The 20,939-nt window shown below is 35.8% G+C and carries 17 protein-coding genes; 14 read left to right on the top strand and 3 right to left on the bottom strand.

Annotated elements, in window-relative coordinates:
• Positions 1-107: 107 nt before the first annotated feature.
• The 8 genes from recA to A5821_RS11030 all read left to right on the top strand — a co-directional run bounded on the left by recA (position 108) and on the right by A5821_RS11030 (position 9,954).
• On the top strand, positions 108-1,157 hold the full coding sequence (recA, locus tag A5821_RS11065) for a recombinase RecA (protein ID WP_086314634.1): 1,050 nt from the start codon (positions 108-110) through the stop codon (positions 1,155-1,157).
• A 258-nt stretch (positions 1,158-1,415) separates the two neighbouring features.
• Positions 1,416-2,972 (top strand): ribonuclease Y, encoded by a 1,557-nt coding sequence (gene rny / locus A5821_RS11060; protein ID WP_086314633.1) that lies wholly within the window; start codon positions 1,416-1,418, stop codon positions 2,970-2,972.
• A 162-nt stretch (positions 2,973-3,134) separates the two neighbouring features.
• Positions 3,135-4,787, top strand: coding sequence for a peptide ABC transporter substrate-binding protein (locus A5821_RS11055; protein ID WP_086314632.1), 1,653 nt, complete (start codon positions 3,135-3,137; stop codon positions 4,785-4,787).
• Between the two features lie 147 nt (positions 4,788-4,934).
• A complete protein-coding gene (locus tag A5821_RS11050) occupies positions 4,935-5,819 on the top strand; it encodes an ABC transporter ATP-binding protein (protein WP_086314631.1) in 885 nt (294 codons plus the stop codon).
• A complete protein-coding gene (locus tag A5821_RS11045; protein ID WP_086314630.1) occupies positions 5,816-6,568 on the top strand; it encodes an ABC transporter permease in 753 nt (250 codons plus the stop codon). Before A5821_RS11050 ends, A5821_RS11045 begins: the two co-directional genes overlap by 4 nt.
• Positions 6,569-6,577: 9 nt before the next feature.
• Complete coding sequence (locus A5821_RS11040; protein ID WP_086314629.1) at positions 6,578-7,696, top strand: sensor histidine kinase; 1,119 nt, start codon at positions 6,578-6,580, stop codon at positions 7,694-7,696.
• Positions 7,689-8,288 (top strand): response regulator transcription factor, encoded by a 600-nt coding sequence (locus A5821_RS11035; protein ID WP_086314628.1) that lies wholly within the window; start codon positions 7,689-7,691, stop codon positions 8,286-8,288. The genes A5821_RS11040 and A5821_RS11035 overlap by 8 nt, the downstream gene beginning before the upstream one ends.
• A 190-nt stretch (positions 8,289-8,478) precedes the next feature.
• The gene (locus A5821_RS11030) at positions 8,479-9,954 is read left to right on the top strand and encodes a MucBP domain-containing protein (RefSeq protein WP_086314627.1); all 1,476 of its coding nucleotides are present in this window, start codon (positions 8,479-8,481) and stop codon (positions 9,952-9,954) included.
• A gap of 85 nt (positions 9,955-10,039) precedes the next feature.
• Here the strand turns inward: A5821_RS11030 and A5821_RS11025 are convergent, their stop codons facing one another.
• The 3 genes from A5821_RS11025 to A5821_RS11015 are packed head-to-tail and all read right to left on the bottom strand — an operon-like array spanning position 10,040 to position 13,719.
• Positions 10,040-10,378: a hypothetical protein gene (locus tag A5821_RS11025; protein ID WP_086314626.1), complete on the bottom strand. Its 339-nt coding sequence runs from the start codon at positions 10,376-10,378 to the stop codon at positions 10,040-10,042.
• A complete protein-coding gene (locus A5821_RS11020; RefSeq protein WP_086314625.1) occupies positions 10,356-11,792 on the bottom strand; it encodes a helix-turn-helix domain-containing protein in 1,437 nt (478 codons plus the stop codon). Before A5821_RS11020 ends, A5821_RS11025 begins: the two co-directional genes overlap by 23 nt.
• A gap of 52 nt (positions 11,793-11,844) precedes the next feature.
• Positions 11,845-13,719 (bottom strand): MucBP domain-containing protein, encoded by a 1,875-nt coding sequence (locus A5821_RS11015; RefSeq protein ID WP_086314624.1) that lies wholly within the window; start codon positions 13,717-13,719, stop codon positions 11,845-11,847.
• Between the two features lie 404 nt (positions 13,720-14,123).
• On the opposite strand from A5821_RS11015, the gene A5821_RS11010 reads away from it, so the two are divergent.
• From A5821_RS11010 to A5821_RS10985, 6 genes are all read left to right on the top strand, one after another.
• On the top strand, positions 14,124-14,831 hold the full coding sequence (locus A5821_RS11010) for a winged helix-turn-helix domain-containing protein (RefSeq protein ID WP_086314623.1): 708 nt from the start codon (positions 14,124-14,126) through the stop codon (positions 14,829-14,831).
• 20 nt (positions 14,832-14,851) lie between these two features.
• Positions 14,852-17,098, top strand: a complete 2,247-nt coding sequence (locus tag A5821_RS11005; protein ID WP_086314622.1) for a WxL domain-containing protein — start codon at positions 14,852-14,854, stop codon at positions 17,096-17,098.
• 23 nt (positions 17,099-17,121) lie between these two features.
• A complete protein-coding gene (locus A5821_RS11000; RefSeq protein ID WP_086314621.1) occupies positions 17,122-17,463 on the top strand; it encodes an LPXTG cell wall anchor domain-containing protein in 342 nt (113 codons plus the stop codon).
• A 71-nt stretch (positions 17,464-17,534) separates the two neighbouring features.
• Positions 17,535-18,320 (top strand): WxL domain-containing protein, encoded by a 786-nt coding sequence (locus tag A5821_RS10995; protein ID WP_086314620.1) that lies wholly within the window; start codon positions 17,535-17,537, stop codon positions 18,318-18,320.
• Positions 18,321-18,423: 103 nt separating this feature from the next.
• Positions 18,424-19,509: a DUF916 and DUF3324 domain-containing protein gene (locus tag A5821_RS10990; protein WP_086314619.1), complete on the top strand. Its 1,086-nt coding sequence runs from the start codon at positions 18,424-18,426 to the stop codon at positions 19,507-19,509.
• A gap of 454 nt (positions 19,510-19,963) precedes the next feature.
• Entirely contained in the window at positions 19,964-20,797 is an 834-nt protein-coding gene (locus A5821_RS10985) for a hypothetical protein (protein WP_086314618.1), read from the top strand.
• Positions 20,798-20,939: the final 142 nt, after the last annotated feature.

The raw sequence follows: 20,939 nt of genomic DNA, 5'->3' as shown, positions 1-20,939 counted from the left end.
AAAGGCGAATGTTTGTTCGTTTTTCTCTTGCTTTTTTTAAATAAACCAGTTATGATATATTTATTGAAAAGGAATTTAAATCGTTTATATATAAGGAGGATTATCGATTGGCAGATGATCGTAAAGTGGCCTTAGATGCCGCACTAAAAAAAATCGAAAAGAACTTTGGTAAAGGTTCAGTAATGAAATTAGGGGAGAAGATCGACCAACAGATCTCAACTATTCCTAGTGGTTCTCTAGCATTAGATGTTGCATTAGGTGTTGGTGGGTATCCCCGCGGACGTATCGTTGAAGTGTATGGACCAGAAAGTTCTGGTAAAACGACAGTTGCATTACATGCGATCGCTTCTGTACAACAACAAGGCGGAACAGCTGCATTTATCGATGCGGAGCACGCTTTAGATCCTCAATATGCCCAAGCATTAGGCGTAAATATCGATGAATTACTTCTGTCACAACCAGATACTGGTGAACAAGGCTTAGAAATCGCAGATGCGCTAGTTTCTAGTGGAGCGATCGATATCGTGGTTATTGACTCTGTAGCAGCTCTAGTACCTCGTGCGGAGATCGATGGAGAGATGGGCGCTAGCCACGTTGGTTTGCAAGCACGTTTGATGTCACAAGCGTTACGTAAGCTTTCAGGATCTATCAATAAGACTAAGACGATTGCGATTTTTATTAACCAAATTCGTGAAAAAGTCGGCGTAATGTTTGGTAACCCTGAAACAACACCAGGTGGTCGTGCCTTGAAGTTCTATGCGACAGTTCGTTTAGAAGTAAGACGTGCAGAACAATTGAAGCAAGGAACAGACATTATCGGGAACCGCACTAAAATCAAAGTCGTTAAAAACAAAGTGGCACCGCCATTTAAAGTCGCTGAAGTAGATATCATGTATGGTCAAGGTATTTCTCAAGAAGGAGAATTGCTAGATATGGCTGTGGAAAAAGATATTGTGGATAAGAGTGGCGCATGGTATAGCTATAAAGAAGAACGAATCGGTCAAGGTCGGGAAAATGTTAAGGTCTACATGACTGAACACCCAGAAATGGTAGAAGAAGTTTCAAAACGTGTCCGTGATGCATTTGGTATCGGTGATGGAACAGCATTTGTTGAAGAAGAACAAGCACAAGAGGAACTTCCTCTTGACGAAGAATAATATAGAGTAAAAAGCAAACCAATGAACGCTGTCAAAAGCATTTTATTGGTTTGCTTTTTTATGTAAGAACAATTCTTTTCAAGATAGAAGCTCTTTCAGTCAGAAAGGGCTTTTTTGAGTTGACACACTGGTGTACAAACATTAGAATAAAGTTGTGTGCAAAACACGTATGCAAGTAGGCATATTGATAATTGATTATAGTTTATCAGAAAACTACATGAATATTGAAAATTTGAAGATAGTACGGAGGTGGAAACAATGGTTTTAGGAATTCTCCTCGCTATCATCGGTTTAGTTGTCGGTCTTGGTTTAGGGTTAGTCGTTGCAAAATCACGTCATGAAAAGGCAATAGATGGTGCAAAGTCCTCTGCAGAAGGTATACTCGAAAGTGCCAATAAAGAAGCAGAGACTCTGAAAAAAGAAGCTTTATTAAAAGCTATGGAAGAAAACCAGAAGTATCGGTCAGAAATTGAAAGTGAGTTGAAAGAAAGCAAAGTAGAACTTAAATCTCAAGAAAATCGTTTATTACAAAGAGAACAAACGTTAGATCGTAAAGATGATTCTCTTGAAAAACGTGAAAACTCACTGGAAGAAAAAGAAGAGAAACTTGGTGCTAGACAGCAATTAATTGATGAGCGAGAAAAAGATGTAGAGAAACTAGTTGAAAAGCAACATCAAGAAATAGAACGTATTGCTTCACTATCTAAAGACGAAGCAAAAGATATTATTATGAAATCAACAGAAGAAGAATTAAGTCATGAGTTAACAGTAATGGTTAAAGAATCTGAGCAACGTGCCAAAGAAGAATCAGATCGAAAAGCCAAAAATTTACTTTCTCTGGCAATTCAACGCTGTGCCGCGGATTCAGTTTCTGAAACAACGGTTTCTGTTGTTAGTTTACCAAACGATGAAATGAAAGGAAGAATCATTGGGCGTGAAGGACGTAACATTCGTACATTAGAAACCTTAACAGGAATCGACTTGATTATTGATGATACGCCAGAAGCCGTGGTACTTTCAGGATTTGATCCAATTCGTAGAGAAATCGCTCGAATGACTCTTGAAAAATTAATTCAAGATGGTCGAATCCATCCAGCACGTATTGAGGAAATGGTTGAAAAATCTCGCAAAGAAATGGATGAACGTATTCGTGAATACGGTGAGCAAGCTGCATTTGAAGTGGGTGCGCACACGTTGCATCCTGATTTGATCAAGATTTTAGGACGTTTACGTTTCCGTACAAGTTATGGTCAAAATGTATTGAATCACTCAATTGAGGTTGCTAAATTGACAGGCGTCTTGGCTGCAGAAATTGGCGAAGATATTCAATTAGCGAAACGTGCAGGGTTATTACATGATATTGGTAAAGCGCTAGATCATGAGATCGAAGGCTCACACGTTGAGATCGGTGCAGAATTAGCCGCTAAATACAAAGAGAATTCAACAGTTATCAATGCGATTGCATCCCATCATGGTGATGTCGAAGCAACTTCTGTTATTTCTGTATTGGTTGCTGCAGCAGATGCTTTATCAGCTGCTCGTCCAGGTGCCCGTAGCGAGTCAATGGAAAATTACATTCGACGCTTAGAAAACTTAGAAAACATTTCTAATGGATTTGAAGGAGTTGAGTCTAGTTTTGCCGTTCAAGCTGGACGCGAGGTTCGTGTTATGGTCAAACCAGATGAAATCACAGATTTAGAAGCTGTTCGTTTAGTTAGAGATATTCGTAAGAAGATCGAAGACGACTTGGATTACCCAGGTCACATCAAAGTGACCGTTATCCGAGAAACACGTGCAGTAGATTATGCGAAATAAATTAGAAAGAAGCGAGCCCTTTAGGAGCTTGCTTCTTTTTTTACTCTAAATTAGAAAAAATTCAGAATATTTTTACTAAACCGCTTGTAGTATTTTAATTACGACCAACTTCTTTTTTTGATATATTCTTTGTAGCTTTTATTAAAATCGGGGGGGTTTTATATGAAATTAAAGAAAAGTGCCTTACTAGGCTTAATCGCAGTATCAAGCATGGCTCTAGTTGCATGTGGCGGAAACTCTAAAAGTGAGGACAACGGATCTGGCACTGATGAAAAAGTATTTAGATTTATTGAAAGACAAGAAATGCCTAGCGCAGATCCTTCATTAGCAACAGATGAAGTAAGCTTTGTAGCATTGAATAATGTTTACGAAGGAATTTATCGCTTAGACAAAGACAGTAAACCTCAACCTGCTGGAGCAGCCGAAATGGCAGAAGTCAGTGAAGATGGATTGACTTACAAAATTAAATTAAGAGAAGATGCAAAATGGACAGATGATAAACCAGTAACTGCAGCAGATTTCGTATATGGATGGCAGAGAACGGTTGATCCAGCAACTGGATCAGAATATGCTTATATGTTCAATTCTGTAAAAAATGCTGAAAAAATCTCTAAAGGTAAAATGAAAAAAGAAGAACTTGGCATAAAAGCGATTAGTGATCATGAATTAGAAATTACGTTAGAAAAAGCAACACCTTATTTTGATTACTTATTAGCGTTCCCTTCCTTTTTACCACAAAGACAAGATATTGCTGAAAAATATGGCAAAGATTATACAACAGCAAGTGATAAAGCGGTCTATAACGGACCATTTACTTTAACTGATTTTGATGGACCAGGAACAGATACAAGCTGGTCTTATACAAAAAATGAAAAATATTGGGATAAAGACACTGTTAAATTAGACAAAGTCGCAATCGATGTTGTAAAAGAAGCACCAACTTCATTGAACTTATTCCAAGATGGTCAAGCAGACGAAGTACCGCTTTCAGGTGAATTAGCACAACAAATGAAAAATGAACCAGACTATATTGTCTTAAAAGGTGCCTCAACGTTTTATCTTGAACCAAACCAAAGAGAAGCCGACTCACCTTATCGTAATGTGAATTTACGTAGAGCGTTATCTTATGCAATCGATCGTAAAGCGTTAGTTGAGCAAATTTTGGCTAACGGTTCTGCTATTCCGACAGGACTTGTGCCAGAAGGTTTAGCTGCTGATCCGAAAACAGATGAAGATTTTGCGAAAGAATCAGGGAACGAAATTGTTTACGATGTTGATAAAGCAAAAGAATCATGGAAGAAAGCAAAAGACGAATTAGGAATTTCTACATTATCAGTAGATTTGTTGATTGATGATACCGATAATGCTAAGAAAATGGCTGAATATCTTCAAGGTTCATTATCTGATACTTTAGAAGGCTTGAAAGTATCTGTTAGCCCAGTGCCATTCTCTGTTCGTTTGGATCGTTCTAACAAAGGCGATTTCCAAATTGCTGTTAGTGCTTGGGGCGCCGATTATGCTGATCCAAGTAGTTTCTTAGACTTATTTACAACGAATAATTCTTATAACAGAGGTCGCTACTCAAATCCTGAGTATGACAAACTAGTAGAAAGTGCTGCAACAACTAATGCAAATAATCCAGAAGCACGTTGGAAAGATATGTTAGATGCTGAAAAAATGATCACGGATGACATGGGTGTTATTCCATTGTATCAAAAAGCCGAAGCACACCTTCGCTCTGACAAAGTCAAAGATGTTGTGTATCACTCAACTGGTGCAAAATACGACTTTAAATGGGCTTATATCGAAGAATAAAAATAAGTAAAAAAACTCTTTCAGATCATCTCTGAAAGAGTTTTTTTCTATCTACATGACAAATGTCATAGAGATTCATGACAAGAACATCTAACACAATCCCCAAGCGTTAGGTAAGATAAATACATAAGCAAAGGGGAGAAAAAAATGATTACAGTAAAAAATCTAACAAAAACAATCAAGAATAAAACAATCTTAAAAAATGTATCACTAACTGTCGATAAAGGAGAAATCATCGCTTTAGTCGGACCCAATGGCGCAGGGAAAACAACCTTGATCAATTGTCTAACGGGGCTGATTCGCCTAACAAGTGGTGAAATCGAACTCTTTGGGAAAAATCCAATGAATAAAAAAAATAAAATCAATCTTGGTGTCATGCTTCAAGAAAGCACGACGTTAGAAAATGTTAAAGTCAAGGAACTGTTTACGTTATTTCGCAGCTTTTATTCTCAGCCGTTGTCACTAGAGGAATTATTAGAGTTGACAGGCTTAAACGAACATCAAAATACCTACACGACTAAATTATCCGGCGGACAAAAACGTCGTTTAACCTTTGGATTATCTATTATTGGCAACCCAGAACTGCTTTTTTTAGATGAACCAACAACGGGAATGGATGTCACTAGTCGTAAAATTTTCTGGGAAAAAATCAATAAGCTAAAAGAACAAGGCAAAACAATCATCTTAACCACGCATTACTTAGAAGAAATTGAAAAAGTAGCCACGCGGATTTTACTAATGAAACAAGGGGAAATCGTTCATGATGGTACATTGAAAAGTATTCAATCTGAAATGCTGCAAAATAAAATGAGCTTTCAGTTACTAGACAAAAAAGATGAAGCGAAGCTAGCTGAGTTACCCCATGTCTCAACAATCGAAAAAGAAACCGAAAAAATCACGCTTTATACCACAAATAGTGATGAAACACTGTTGGAAATAGTAGCAACTAAGATCAGTTTTAAGGATTTACTGATTATCCCAGGGAATTTAGAAACAGTTTTTAACACATTAGTCGAGGAGGAAAACAAATGAACGCACTTGTTATACAAACGAAAACAGATTTAAACCGATCATTACTTAGAAGCAAACCATTTATCTTTTTTTCACTAGGAATGCCAGTGGGGTTCTATTTACTGTTTACTAAAGTATTTAATATGGGGATTCCAGCAGAACATATGGCTACTTTTTACAAGGAAAGTATGATTCAAATGGCGACATATAGCGTGATGATCAGTTCTTTATTTTCATTTTCTATGACCTTGATCGAAGATCGCAAGCAAGGGGTCAAACAGTTTTTACGATTATCACCGCTTCCAGAAAGTATCTACTATACTAGCAAAATTTTTACTCAATTTCTGATCAATATTTTATTGCTGATCGTTATTTTTTTAGTAGGTCATTTTGTTAATGGCGTGGAAATGAATGCAGTCGCTTGGCTGACTAGCGGTTTATGGATTTTATATGGTTGCTTACCGATTACAGCTCTGGCTACGATCATTAGCTTAGTGAAAGATCCTAATACTGCAAGCGTATTGAATAATATGGTGTTGATGCCATTAGCTATCATTAGCGGATTATGGTGGCCGATCGAGATGTTTCCAGACGTGGTTCAAAAAATCGCCGCATCTCTACCGACATTTTACGCAGCACAAGGAGCAAAACAATTGGCTAACGGACAACGACCAGATGTAAAAGGAATTTTGATCATTTTCGTTTATTTCATTGTCCTTATGGTATTATCAATATATCTGAATGGGCGCAAAGAAGAAGTAAAACGTTAGGGGAAAGTTATGATTGGTAAATTTAGGTTGTATCCAAAAGAAGATGGTTTTGTAGCATTTATATGGTTGATTTTTATATTGATTCCGATTATTGCTATGTTTCCGTATGATAATGTTGATAAGCAGTTGGCATTGGTGCTGTTGGGTATTTTTGTGGTGACGTATCGAAATTGTTTGTTTAATGGGAAGTGGTTTCCGTTTTGGATGGGGTTGATGTATGTGATATCCCTGTTTTATACGCTGTACTTTGGTTATATCTATTTGTTCATCTATCCAGCGTGGATGATCGGTTTCATGCCAATGAAGAAAAAGGTATTTCGCTATTATTATATTGCCTTGTTATGTATGCTGGTGCCAGTTCCTTTTGCATTGAACCAATTGCCAGAATATATGACAAATGAGCTGCGAATCACGATTTTTGTCTATGGATTTTTTATCTGTGCCGCTCCTTTTGCGGGGCGTTCAATTCGTAAACAAGCGCAGCTACGTAAGCAGATGTATCAATCAACGCAACGAATGGAATATGTTATTAAACAAGAAGAACGCTATCGAATTGCCAGAGATTTGCATGATACTTTAGGACAATCCTTATCCATCATGACAATCAAAGCGGAACTTGCTGGAAAGCTTATAGTTAAAGATCATGAGCTAGCCAAAAAAGAAATGACGGAAGTGGCTGACACGTCAAGAGGGACCTTGCAGACGGTGCGGGAAATTGTTTCAAGTATGCGTTATGTTTTGATTGTTGAAGAAATGATCACGATCGAAAAAAATTTACGAACAGCAAAAATCATCTTATCCACAGAAGGAGAAGAATTAACAGAGGGGATTCCAGCTGATATTCAAAATACAGTGAGTTATTGCTTAAGAGAATGTATCACAAATGTGATTCGTCACAGTAAAGCGGGGCAGTGTAAAATTTGTATAAAAAAAACAGCAACGGATTATCTATTTATTGTTGAAGATGATGGCCGTGGAATGGGGCAATCAATACAGGGAAATGGCCTAACTGGACTAAGAGAACGAATTGAGAGTGTTGATGGAGAACTGGAATTTACGCAAAAAAATGGAACGAAGGTTTTATTCACAGTACCTGTGAATAAAAAAGAGGAGACAATCAATGATTAAACTGATTATTGCAGAAGACCAAGGCTTATTGTCTTCTGCCTTGGCGACGATTTTAAGTTTGGAAGAAGATTTAGAGGTTGTGGGGATTGCTAAAAATGGTGTGGAAGCATTAGAATTGATAGAAAAACATCAACCAGATATTTGTTTGACAGATATTGAAATGCCGTTGAAAACGGGACTGGATTTAGCGGAAGCGTTAAAAGGTCAAGCACAAAAAGTTATGATCTTGACGACATTTGCCAGAGAAGGCTACTTTGAACGTGCGGTGAAAGCGAATGTAGCTGGTTATCTCTTAAAAGATACACCGACGGATGAATTGATCGGAAATATTCGGGCAGTCATGCAAGGTAAAAAGTTTTATTCACCTGAACTTGTAACAGGTCTATTTTTACAACAAGACAATCCGCTGACTGAGCGAGAACAAGAAGTGTTACTAGCAGTTGGTGAAGGCTTGTCTTCTAAGGAAATTGCTGCAAAATTATTTTTAACTAGTGGAACGGTACGAAATTATATGTCGGAAATCTTGAATAAATTGGACGCAAAAAATCGGATCGAGGCAGTGAGTATTGCAAAGGAAAAAGGGTGGATATAGGCAAAGAAAAGATAATTAAGTGATGATAGATGGTTAGGTTTTACACGGGATAGTTTAACCAGTCGCAAAAAATGAAAAAAACCCTTATTATTTATTAATTTTTTTATAAATAAATTTTAATTAAATATGTTTTTGTTTTTTTATCATTTATTATATGAAAGTATGTTTTAAAAATAGAAGGAGTTTAATTATGAAAAAGACTATCATCAGTTTATTTACTTTGGTAATGGCACTATTCTTGGTGCCTTTATCAAGCGAAGCGGCCCAGATCAACTTTTACGATATTGACTATCTTAGTCCACAAGAACAAGCTGCTATTATTAAGGAAAAGCCTTCAGTAAGTGGAAAGTATGAACAGTACAATCTTATTTACCAAAAAATATCAGCTGCTGCAACACCTAACGATAATTCTAATTCAGGATTATCCATTGGGTCAAAGAATGACGGGATGACTGCAAAACCAAGCAGTCAGTCTCAGTTGCCAAAAGCAGGAGAGTTTGAGCATTCTAACTTGTTGTTATATGGCAGTGGGTTTATAGTTGCGAGTTTGTTTATTTTTTATAAACGGAGAAAGTACAGTAAACTATTACTTATCATTATGATTCCAGCAGCTATAAGTAGTTCATCGATGATTGCCTTAGCGGCAGGAGAGCCTTTGCTTCCGAAAGAAAATATCTCGATTTCTAAAGACGAAACAAAAATCATTGAGCCAACTCTGATCGAAGGATATGAATATGTAGGATACTATCCAGACGCTGAAGTGGTTCCGCCAGCAACTGAATCCACGGTCACCGTACGTTATATAGATGAGAACAGTGAGGAGATTCATGAAGCCAAAACGATTCATGGAACTGTTGGGGAAGGTTATGATGTATCCACTGAACAATTTAAATTGCCTATAGCTAATTACAGCTTGAACGAAAACAACTTGCCAAATAATTCGGTTGGGACATTTACAAAAGAAGCTCAGACAGTTACATATGAATACCAGAAAGAAGTCGTTCCTGAAAAAGGAAAAGTAATGATTTATTATTTGGATAAAAATGGGGTAGAGATTCAGCCTGCGGATACATTAAGTGGCGAGGTAGATCAGCCATTTCATGTTGAACAAAAAGAAATCTCTGGCTACATACTTGAACATACTTCTGGTGAATTAGACGGAGTGTTTTCGGCCGAAGATCAAGTAGTTCAGCTTTATTACACAGATGAAGCGAAAATCAATATTCATTATATAGATAAAACAAGCAAACAACCTTTGGCATTAAATTCATTACCATTTTACGCACCTTACTTAAAACCTGATATAAGTGATATTGATGATTATTATTACACAAGTTCATACAATGGAAAGACGTATGAACAAGGTGCAATTGTGCCATCAGATCAATTAATCGTAAAAGTAGGCACAGTCTATACACTGCCAAAAGAAATCAGGTTTTTAATAACGAAACCTACTGGTGAGACAATGGATTACTTTTTCTTTCCAAAACCAATTTCACCACCAGGTGGTGGATTGATCATAGAGATCGACAGTTATTCAAATTTTCTATACTTTAATGAAAAGCCGGAATATATTCCTGTAAACTACACAGGAACTGCGGATCAGTTGGAAATTGATGTTACCTATGAAATAAGCTATATAGGTACTGCAATTCCTGAACCATAGATAAAAAAATTAGCTAAATATCAGTGAAAGAGAAATAAGCTTCTTCAAGCAACCTTGAAGAAGCTTATTTCTTATTTGAGATTGTTTAAGGGCGTGGGGAACCAAATAAAAAAATGCCAGATAGAATAAGCAACAGTTGACCATACTGAGTCGAGTGATTTCTTTTTTGATGCAGTAGTCTTGGTTTACTTTCAAGGGTCATAAACTGAATGGGCACTATAGGTTTTTTTCTTCGATAGACAAAAATGATTTCTTGTGGAGCGTCAGTAAAATTTCCCTCTTGGATCGACGTATTACTGAGTAGTTCCCAAGGTTGAGTAGTGTCTTTTCTTATGTAGTAAATAATAGAAGTTGGCTGAACAATTAATGATAATATCGAAAATAAGATGACAAAATAAAAACTAAAACATTTCCAATTTTTCATTTTCAACCTCCCTTAATTCAACGACAAGATCAGCAAATTTAGCCCAATCTGATGGGCTAGGAGGCTGCTTCCAGATAATTTGTGGACACGTAAGCTCTGTTATTTTGTAATCGGAGATAGAGAGCTGAGTCGTATTATTAAATCTCTTTTGAATAACGATATTCAAATCTCGAAAACGTTGTAAGCTTTGGCTAATGTATTCGGTATAGGCACTACCATGTGAAAAATCAATATAAATAGTTATGGGATTACCGAACTGAGAAGGCTCTAAGAACGCTAAAATAGAAAACATGAAATCATAATAAAGTTTGGCTTGTTCATTTTTAGAAAGATTCAAAGACAAACAAAAATGATTTTTTCGAATAAATCTTAAAACAAGCTTGTGTAACGGATTGTAAACTTCTGAAAAGTAGCTATAAGCGGAAATATCTACAAAAGTCGTATAGTTTTGCCTAAAAATAGACAAGCCTAGTACTTTTTTTAAAAATGAATGATATAAGTATTTCTCCTGTTTTTGGGTTAGTTGGAAAGCATCTGATAATTTTGTTACTAATTGTTTCGCAGTATCTTTTGTTTCTGCCAATAGGTCATCATTGAAGGATAAATCACAATCAAACATATCAGAGACAAATAAGAACAATAAAACATAATGACTTTCCTCTTCTGCCGAAGTCGGTATAGAAGATTGTAGTACTTTTTTTAGCATCGCTAGTTGTGAACCAAATTGCTGTTGGGTTTTTGCTCCTACTGTACAAAAATTTTCTTGTAAATCATGGTGATTTAGTCTTCGACTTTGCATGATCTGAAGAAATAAAGCAAGCTTTCTTTTTTGTAGAAAAGTTAGGTCTAAGTTAAAGTAACTGACTAATTGTTGTAGGAGTTGCTGTATTTTTTGTTCAGAATGAGTAAACGGATAGCGTTCGCCAAAATAAAAATAGGAGATAATATCAAAAATAACGGAACGAACTCGTGCTTCTGGTCCAATTAGTTTATTTTTTTGTATAGACAGACCTGCTTTTTTTAAATTAGATATCACCTTGGTACGAATCTGATAAAGCGTAGTTTTAGCTATATGCTGTTCTGCCTGAAATTTTTTGATTGATTTTTCTTCTACTAACACTTCAATAAAAAAGCGAAATTTAGGTGAACGCTCTGCATAGTGGTATTGCAACTCTTGAATGATTTCATTAGAGATTGGCTGAAAGGCGATTTCATCATAATATTCTTCTGATATACGAAGTTGAGGATATTCTTTGTTTAACTCAGCGAGGTAGCGTTCTAATAAAAATTTTGATAGACCAGTCAATTCCAATAACTTTTTTTTACTTAAAAATTGTTCATTGTATCGTTGTAATGTGGTTAATAGTTGAGCTTTTTCTTTGTCATCATCATCTAAAAAATCTAAGTATTTCATTATTTCACCCCAAAATCTGTTCGTAAGATTAGCTTGTATGAGTGGATAGCTGCTAGTGCGATAAATCTTTAGCAATTGCTGAAAATGAATCTCCAACTTCACCATGTAAGGTGCTTGACGAAGATATTTCGCGTCCATGTTCATCGACATATTTTATTGTAACAGTTCCCGTTTTCTTCTTTTTTTTCAATTCTTTCTTTTCTTTTCCTGTTTTTGGCTCAATCACAAATGTCCCTTCCTTTTTCTTCAACATAGTTGGGAGTTCAGTTAGAGGTAACAAAGAGTCATTGGCTGTTCTTGTTTCTGATATTGGCATCAGAGTATCAGGATAAGAGAGTACTAATGGTTCTTGGTTTAGTGTATTTTCAGGTACTACAGGGAAGTTGTTTGAGTTTATTGACACCTCATTTTTTTCTGCTTCGTAGACATAGGTTACAATTTGCTCTTGTGCTGTAAATATTCCTTTGCTGTTTTGCGGTAAGTCTCTTAGTTGCCAATTGTTCAGATATTTGCTACTTGTTTCATAGAAATCATTTAACTTTCCATTTAAACTTTCTGATTTTGCTATTTTTTTCCCATGAACATCTACATAGTCGACTATGACAGGTGCACCCTCTGCTTTAGTATAATTGTATGTTATTTTTTGTGGTTGGTCAGTGAAAACACCCGTTTGATTTTCAGGAGTATGAATCAAAATCCAACCTGGAATTTCTTTAGCAGATGAGCTATATCGTTCTCCGATATTCCCTTTTAGTAGTTCTAGTGAGGCTAGCTCATTACCCACTTCGTCTAGATAATGTACGGTGATAGGAGCGCCTGGTTCTGGGGGATTTACAATATTAAATTTATGGTTATATATACCGTTAGAGATAGAATAAAAAGAATATGAAGCAGGCTGCAGATAAGAGCCTGCAGGATTATCGATACGTGCACTGTAGCTCAAGCTAGATAATTGTTCATATTCTTCTTGAGAAACATTGGAGACTAAAAGACCTTCCCCTGTGATTTGAATCCGTTCAGGGGCTATTTGACTATTATTAAATGTGAGAATCGTATTGTTTACAGCATTCGATGTTGTAAACGGTGGTAGATAGCCGTCAAAATTTGTTAACCTGTTAGGCATAATTGAAAACGGAATAAAAAGAGTTTGAGCCTCAGACTGATAATCGAAGTCTGTTGGGTGGATCGTACTAGAATGTTGTTGTTTTCCTATATTTTGTCCATAGGCTCCTAAAATCGTTAAAGCCGGGAATGCATTAAGCACTGTAAAGTCAGCAACACCATCGTATTGGATATATAGCGTTTTTAACTTAGGCAAGGACTTTAGGGGAGTGATGGTTGTGATATTTTCGTTATATTCGATAAAAAGTTTTTCTAAAGATTTCAGAGGAATCAATTTATCTAAAACTTGATCATCAACGTTAGCACCCGTCAAAGAAATCAGATTGATCGATGGGTTATTACTCAGATCAGGAAAATTCTCAGTGGTAACATTTTCACCTTGAAGTCGTACATAAGTCAATTTTGTCAGTTTTTCCAATGAGCTGAAATCAGTTACACGTGTTGTGGTCATCATATTGAAACTATCCAAGTTGACTGCATACTCTAACCCAGAAAAACTAGTGATTTGCGCTGCGGATTCGCCAGAGAGATATAAAGAGGTCAGCTGAGCCAAATCATTATAAGTTAGTTGGTCTCCAATGGGTTTGCCTAAACTGGATAAAATGAATGTTTTTAAAGTGGAATCCATTTGTTCTATGATATCGAAACTATTCATCTTGTCATTGTTCTTTGAAGCTTGAGTAGATAACTGTTGAAAGTGGTTGATTTCGTCTGCAAATGTTTTATCTGTAGTAACTAAGTTTGTATAGGAAAAAGCACTAATACAAAGCAATAAAACTCCGATTCTTTTTTTGAAAGCGTTCATTTTTTCACCTCATAGCATAGTTGCAGTAGCGTGCATTTAAACAGAAGAAAAGAAGCATCTGTCTAAAACCCTTAAAAGTATAACGTATTTTTTATTAAAAAACCGTCGTTTTTCAAATTTTATAATTTTTTTATTTTTTTTTGAGATAAATCGATCTAGTTTATAAGGAAATAGAGAAGTAATTACTAAATATAGTACTATTTAACGTTGTTTGATTCTATATTGATTGCGTTTGTTTTTCCGTCTTTTTTCTTTTTTCCGTAAATATGATGAACTTTTACAATAATTAAAAAAAAATTCCAGTTTTACTTGGTTGTTTTGGGAAGCAAATTGTTTGAATATATAGGAGTACCAACAAGTGATGGAGCAGCGCTAAGTTAGTTTTGAGAAAGGGGAGAGATTGGATGGACCCTAAACTTATTGTAGAAATAATTAATGTTCCTGAAAATTTTGATAAAGAAAAATTAAATGATTTAAATAACTCAGGGATTTCTATAAGCTATGCCAATTCCTACATAAATAATACAAAGAATCCAATCAAACAACACATCGATTATTTTATTATTATTGAGGATCAACTGAGTTTAATGGAGGTCTTTGAAATTATCACCTCTATTAGAAAAAACGAACAAGGACTTATTTTTTTATTAGTTGAGCCAGAGCATGAACAACAAAAGCTATTCTACTTAAAAATAGGAGCAGATATTATAGTAAAAATTGATGAGACTTGGGAGGTTTTGAAATATATGATGTTAAATTTAGGTCGGCAAAAAATATATGAAAAAACAATCTTGACGAAAAATAATCAACTTGTTTTAAATGACTACAATTTAAGTGTCACTATTGCAGGTGAGGAAGTTTTCTTAACAAAAAACGAATTTCGCCTACTAAGGCTGTTAAATAAAACGCCTAACATCACAATTAGTTATCGTGAAATCAATGAATATCTTTGGAATAAAAAAGACAGTACTCAAGTAGCTAATATCGCCAATATTGTTTTTAATTTACGGGATAAATTGAAGCAAATTGAAGGGGCTGATCATTATTTGGTAACAGTTCGCTCTAAAGGATATATGCTGAATATCTCAGAAAAGTCCAAGGAACGATTGTGAAAGGAGGTGAAAAGGAAAAGATGAAAAAGAGGAAGAAAATGATTGTTGTGCTTGGTTCACTGATAATTTTTCTAGCGCTGATTTTGACTTTTTTCCATTCTGCTAATGAAAAAATTTCAGCTGAAGAATTGACAAAAGAAGCATCGTCCAATCCAGTCAGCTCGTATTTTAATTGGAAATATGATTGGCAAAAGAATAATGCAGTGAAAGTAACATCACTTAGAAATGAAAATAAAGCCATCAATCCTCCTACAATGTATAATCGAGCAATTGCTAACTATTTTAGCTTTGATCTTTTAGAAGGAGATACTCGGCCTGTGTTAAACTCGTCCGCCTACACATTTGGGCTGATTACACCAATTACAGCTTTAGAGTGGCCAGTATTTAATTCAGTAGATCCAACTGTTTATTATGAGTACAGTAATCCTTCCTATTGGAAAGGGATCCCTGCTAATGTTGATGGGAAATTTACGTCGACAAAGAGTAATTGGCCAAATATAGCTCATTGGAGTGGTTGGCCGAATGGGAATGTAAAAACAACGGCTTATGTAGTTTATCCTAAAGGCTCGACTACAAACGATTGGATCTCCTACACATTTTCAGATGATGTTCCAAATAATGTAACCATGGGGACCTCTGCACAAGTAAATGTTGATAACTCTTATGAAAAACCTGTAGCACCTCAGGTTTCATGGATTTGGGGATTGGGCTGGAACATTGAAATTCCGCAATTAGTAAAAGGGATATTCAAAGATATTGATAACCCAGACGGGCCAACACTCTCAGCGGATGAAGTCTTAGGATATGGTGGAGAGATGGCTGATTCTGTTGTTTTAAAGAATAAAGAACTAACGGGGTATAATTTTGTTTCCTCACAAGTAGTGCTAGGACCAACGATCAATTCAACTGGTTTTGGTACAGGAGTTCGAGAACCAAGTTCTTTTTACTATGATGAAAAAACAACTTCGATCAAAGAGCCAACCACAGATACTAGCTGGACAACAACGGTCGATAAACAGCAAAAAGGCATTATCTTTTGGTATAAAAAGAAAGCACCCGTGATCACATTAGATAAGAACGTGGATCAGTCATCTGCCATGATAGGAGATAAATTGACCTATACGTTGACAATGGAAAATGCTGGGGATGAGGCTTTATTGAAGTCAAAAATAACAGATAAGCTGCCAGAAGGGTTATCAAAACCTAATGCGATCATCTTAGATGGGAAACCATTGCTGGAAGGAACAGCGAATGTTGAAGGAAAATATTTTACATGGAATAACACGACTCGTGAATTAAGTATTTTTGCAGGATCCATTTTAGAACAGGAAAAGAAAATACTGACATATGAAACTGAAATTGTTTCAGGAGTATCAGGTGAGAAAAAGGTGAATACTGCTAATCTGACAGGTGAAAATACAGACCAAAAGCCAGAAGGGCAAGCGACAGTAACTATTTTTGATCCATGGAAAGTTACCTTTGAAACAAATGGTGGGAGTGCTATTTCTGAGCAACGTGTGAAAGATGGGGAACTGGCACAACGACCAGCTGATCCAAGCTATACGAATAAAGTGTTTGTAGATTGGTATGAAGATCAGAATTTAACAAAACAATGGAATTTTGATACGCAGGTGACACAAGATATCATACTTTATGCAAAATGGCGTAGTAAGATAGTTGATCCAGAAGATGGTGTTGATCCATTAACACCACTTGATCCTAACGATGATACTGAAAAACCGATAAATCCAACTAGACAAGATTTGCGAATTGAATATGTATCAGACTTTGATTTTGGCAGTCATCAAAATACTGCCGAAAAATTGGCATTAAAGTCAGTAGGGGATTATGGCAAAACAGCTGATGATACGAATAAAATTGTACCATCGTTCATCTCGATTATTGATGATCGAACGAGCAGTAACACGAATAGTTGGGAGCTGCAGGCTAAAGCATCTGCTTTTAAAGATGAAACAGGAGAACCATTAAAAGGAGCAAGATTACTTCTTTCAGATTTGAATTATGCCGATACGGGAAAGGCGAGACCAGAAGTAACAAAGGATGTTGTTGATTTATCGGGAGACTATGTTCCGATAACAAGTACTTTAGGAAAAAAAATTGGTAATGGGACATGGTCTTTGGCATTTGGAACGCTAGATTCTAATCAGCGCTCAACAGGTGTGACGCTAGACATTGCGCAGGGATATGGCAAGAAACAGGCGGATTATTCAACTTCTATTGATTGGGAGTTAGTAGTCGAGCCTTAAGGGAATAAAGAAAGAGGAGAGACATGAAAAAATTATTTTATAGTATCTGCTTTAGTTTGTTCTGTTTCTTGTTAGTCGGTGGACCTGCTGTTAGTCTAGCTAGCGGCATAACCTCAAACGGGGGGATCAATTTTACACCTGCTTCACAAGAGCAGACAGAGAGTAGTGAACGTGAGCAACAAAAATCAGATGTAACGACAGAAACAAAAGCGGACTCAGGAGTCAAAGAGTCTAACCAAAGTAAGGGCATCTTCCCGAAAACAAATACAGATAATAGTCACTTTAACACTTATTTAGGTGTGGGACTATTGATTCTTTGCCTACTAATTGGCTTAGCGAGGAAGCAACAGTTAAGGAACAACTGATTTAATGAATATTAGGTATATCGTAATATATTTACTTTATATAAATTGACAAACTAGAGAGGAAGAAAAAAATGAAATTAAAAAAAGTAATTATCGGTAGTACATTAGCAGCAACTATTTTAGGAGGATTAGGGGCTCAAACAGTACAAGCGGCTGAGTATCCATCTGCAACCGAAGCTAAAAGTGAAGGGAAAGTCACTTTTACAGAAGGTGGACCTGAAATTGTTGATCCAACTGATCCAGATATTCCAATCGTACCAGTTGACCCAACTGACCCAACGAATCCAACAAAACCAATAAATCCAGGTAAAGCGGATTTAATGATTCAATATGTATCAGATTTTGATTTTGGCACACATTCAAATAGCCTTAAAGCATTAAAAGCAAATGCAAAACCAGATTACGCTTTTGCGCTAGATGCACAAGGGGATCGGACGGGAGATTTATATGCCGTTCCATCATTTGTTTCAACGAAAGATGTCCGTGCAGAAAGAAAGGGTTGGGAATTAACAGTAACAGCTTCTAAATTTACATCTACTAAAGGAACTGAACTAAAAGGAGCAGAAGTTACACTTAAAGATTTAACATATAATACACCAACAAATCCGATTGGTACGGCACCGATCGCTGCTACGGGCAATAAAGTTTTAACACCTGCAACGGAAACAACGGTTGCAACTGCAGGTGATAACAGCGGTATTGGTTCGTGGTCATTAGGTATGGGTGCATTATCGGCAGATGAAAAAGCTGTTGAAGGGGTTGAATTAAACATTCCTCAAAACTCTTTGAAAGAAAATGATACCTATAAAGCAACCTTTGATTGGGAATTAAAAGCAGATCCAACTGTTGCGCCATAATAGTTATAGAATAACAGACGAATAATTTAACAAGTAGAAGATCGTTAAGATTCTGTTAATTATACGAATCTTAACGATTTTTCTTTTAGGAAGGTGACAATAAATGAATAAAAAATGGCTGATATACATACTAAGTTCGTTTTTTCTAGCCACGTTATTTTTCGTAACGGCTTTTGCGGATGAAACAAAGGAAGAAGCAAATAAGGGGACGGGTGCTGCGTTTAGCGTATTGCCGATTTATCCAGACAATCAAGTGAATGGAAAAAATGGCTATTTTGAACTAAATGTAGCGCCGAAACAAAACCAAGTTTTGCAGATTGAACTGCAAAATTATTCAGAAAAAACAATAACGATAGACATAGAGGCAAATCGCGCAACAACAAGTGATGCGGGAATAACAAGTTACAAAAAAAGCAACAAAGAAAAAGATGATACTCTAAAAGTAGATTTTGAATCATTAGTGCATTTAGAAGAACAAGAAGTCACGTTAAAAGCTAAAGAAAAAAAAACAATCAATATTACGCTGCAAATGCCAGATGAATCATTTGTAGGTCAAGTCTTAGGTGGGATTCATTTTTCTCAAAAACCAGATGAAAAAGAAAAAAATGAAAAGAAAAACGCTGTGTACAATACGTTCTCATATAGTATTGCTGTACTTTTAACAGAAAATAAGCAGCAAGTGGAGAATCAGTTAAAACTGATCGATGTCTATGCAGATCAAAGGAATTATCGAAACTTTATTGAAGCAAGCATTCAAAATGCTGCGCCGACCATGATCAAAAACTTATCAATAAAGTCTGAAATATTTGAAAAAAAATCTTCAAAAGCAGCATATCAAGCCAATAAAAGTTCTCTTAGAATGGCTCCGAATTCAACATTCAATTTTGGTTTAGATTTACAAAACACAGAATTGATACCAGGAGACTATACGCTAAAAATGACTGCGGATGCAGATGGTAAAGAATATAAATTTTCGAAAGATTTTACAATCAGCCGCAAGCAAGCGAATGAACTCAATGATCAGGCCGTTTATATAGAGAAAAAAGATAATAAACAGTTGTATATGATTATTGCTGGTATCTTATTGGTAGTTATTGTTATTGTAATCATTTTGATTAAGCGAAAAAGAGCAAATAAAAAGAAGCAGCAAAGTAAAAAAGGAAAAAAGAGAAAAAAGAAAATAATGTAAACAGCTTGATTAATGCAGGCTGTTTACATTATTTTGAGGTATTGTGACAAGGCGTATAATCTGAAAAATAGGTTGTAAATCATACATAAAAGAACAGCGAGTATCAAAACAAATAGTGTCTAGTGATTTAGGCATATGAACAGTTGAATTTGATTGAGATGATAAGTGTTGATAGATGAGAGATAGGCTGAAATTATTTAGTACTTTTCATAATTGATCGATACTTAAACAGTCAGCCTATTTTTAGTGATAATATTTAATATAAAAAAACAAATGAAATGGAAGGGAATCAATTTTTTCTGTTCTTTTAAAAAAAATATTGATTTAAAATGCTTATTAAATGGATTATGTTGCATACGTATTCTAAAGAAAGACAAGAAGATAAAAATCAAAAAAAAACATATAGACATGAAAAAAAGCTGATGATACTATGAAAGTAAGGAGGAGATAAAACATGAAAAATAAAGTATTGAAAGTTGCTGTAGGGAGTTTAGCGTTGTCAATGGTTGGGTTAGTTGGTTATCAAGCAAAGGCAGAAGCTAGTTACATGGATGAGTTTCCATATGTATATGTGGTGCCGGAAGCCATGAAAGAATCTTTGGCTTATGAAATACGTGGAAGCGAAACGGAAGATGAAGCAAGTCTACGTGATCAATTTCAACTCTTTACTAAAGCAAATTTAGCCACGGTCCGTGCTATGGAGTCAGAAGGAGAGTACAGCACTTTAGAAGGAATTCAGCATGTTACGAATTTAGAAGCTTATGGTGTTGAAGGTAAGACTTCTGTTGTGGACCCTAGATTATTAAGCAAAAATACAAAAATGAAAAATTTGGAGATATCAGGTTCGTTTTACTCGATTGATTTTTTGAAAAATCTATCTAAGTTAGAGAGACTTGATTTACGGAATACTTCTGAAACGACAGATGAGTATAGAGCGTTACTAGGTGAAAAAGATCGTAAAGTTCGTCCGTTATTTGATTTATCTGTTTTAGATTCTTTAAATAATTTAAAAAGTATTCGAGTGCAGTCAGAAGGATTTACTGAACCCGTTGCACTGAAAAAAAGCATGACAAACTATACAATGGTCAGCCCAATTGTTTTACCTCAAGTCTTTGTCGATAAGGGGGCAAAAGTAATCATCGAAAGTGAAGATCAAAATTTCACATATCAAGATGACGTGTTGTCGTGGGCACAACTATCATCTGATACGAAAGAACTACACTTTTCATGGCATGTTGAAGACTGGACTTATTTTGGTGAAGCAACGATTCCAGTTCTTTGGAAATAATGGAAAAGTAATAATAGCTTACAATGACTGAGTGGGGTTGAGAAAGGGGTATTTAACTCTGATAATGCGTCTACTCCAATCGTTTAATCGAATTCCTTGTGACTGGAATGTAGCTTTTAAAGTTATGTCCTAGTCACTTCTA

The organism is Enterococcus sp. 7F3_DIV0205 (assembly GCF_002141365.2).
In the GTDB taxonomy this organism is placed as follows: domain Bacteria; phylum Bacillota; class Bacilli; order Lactobacillales; family Enterococcaceae; genus Enterococcus_L; species Enterococcus_L palustris.
The sequence above is the reverse complement of the archived record's forward strand: the minus strand, read 5'-3'. Positions and strand labels throughout refer to the sequence as shown.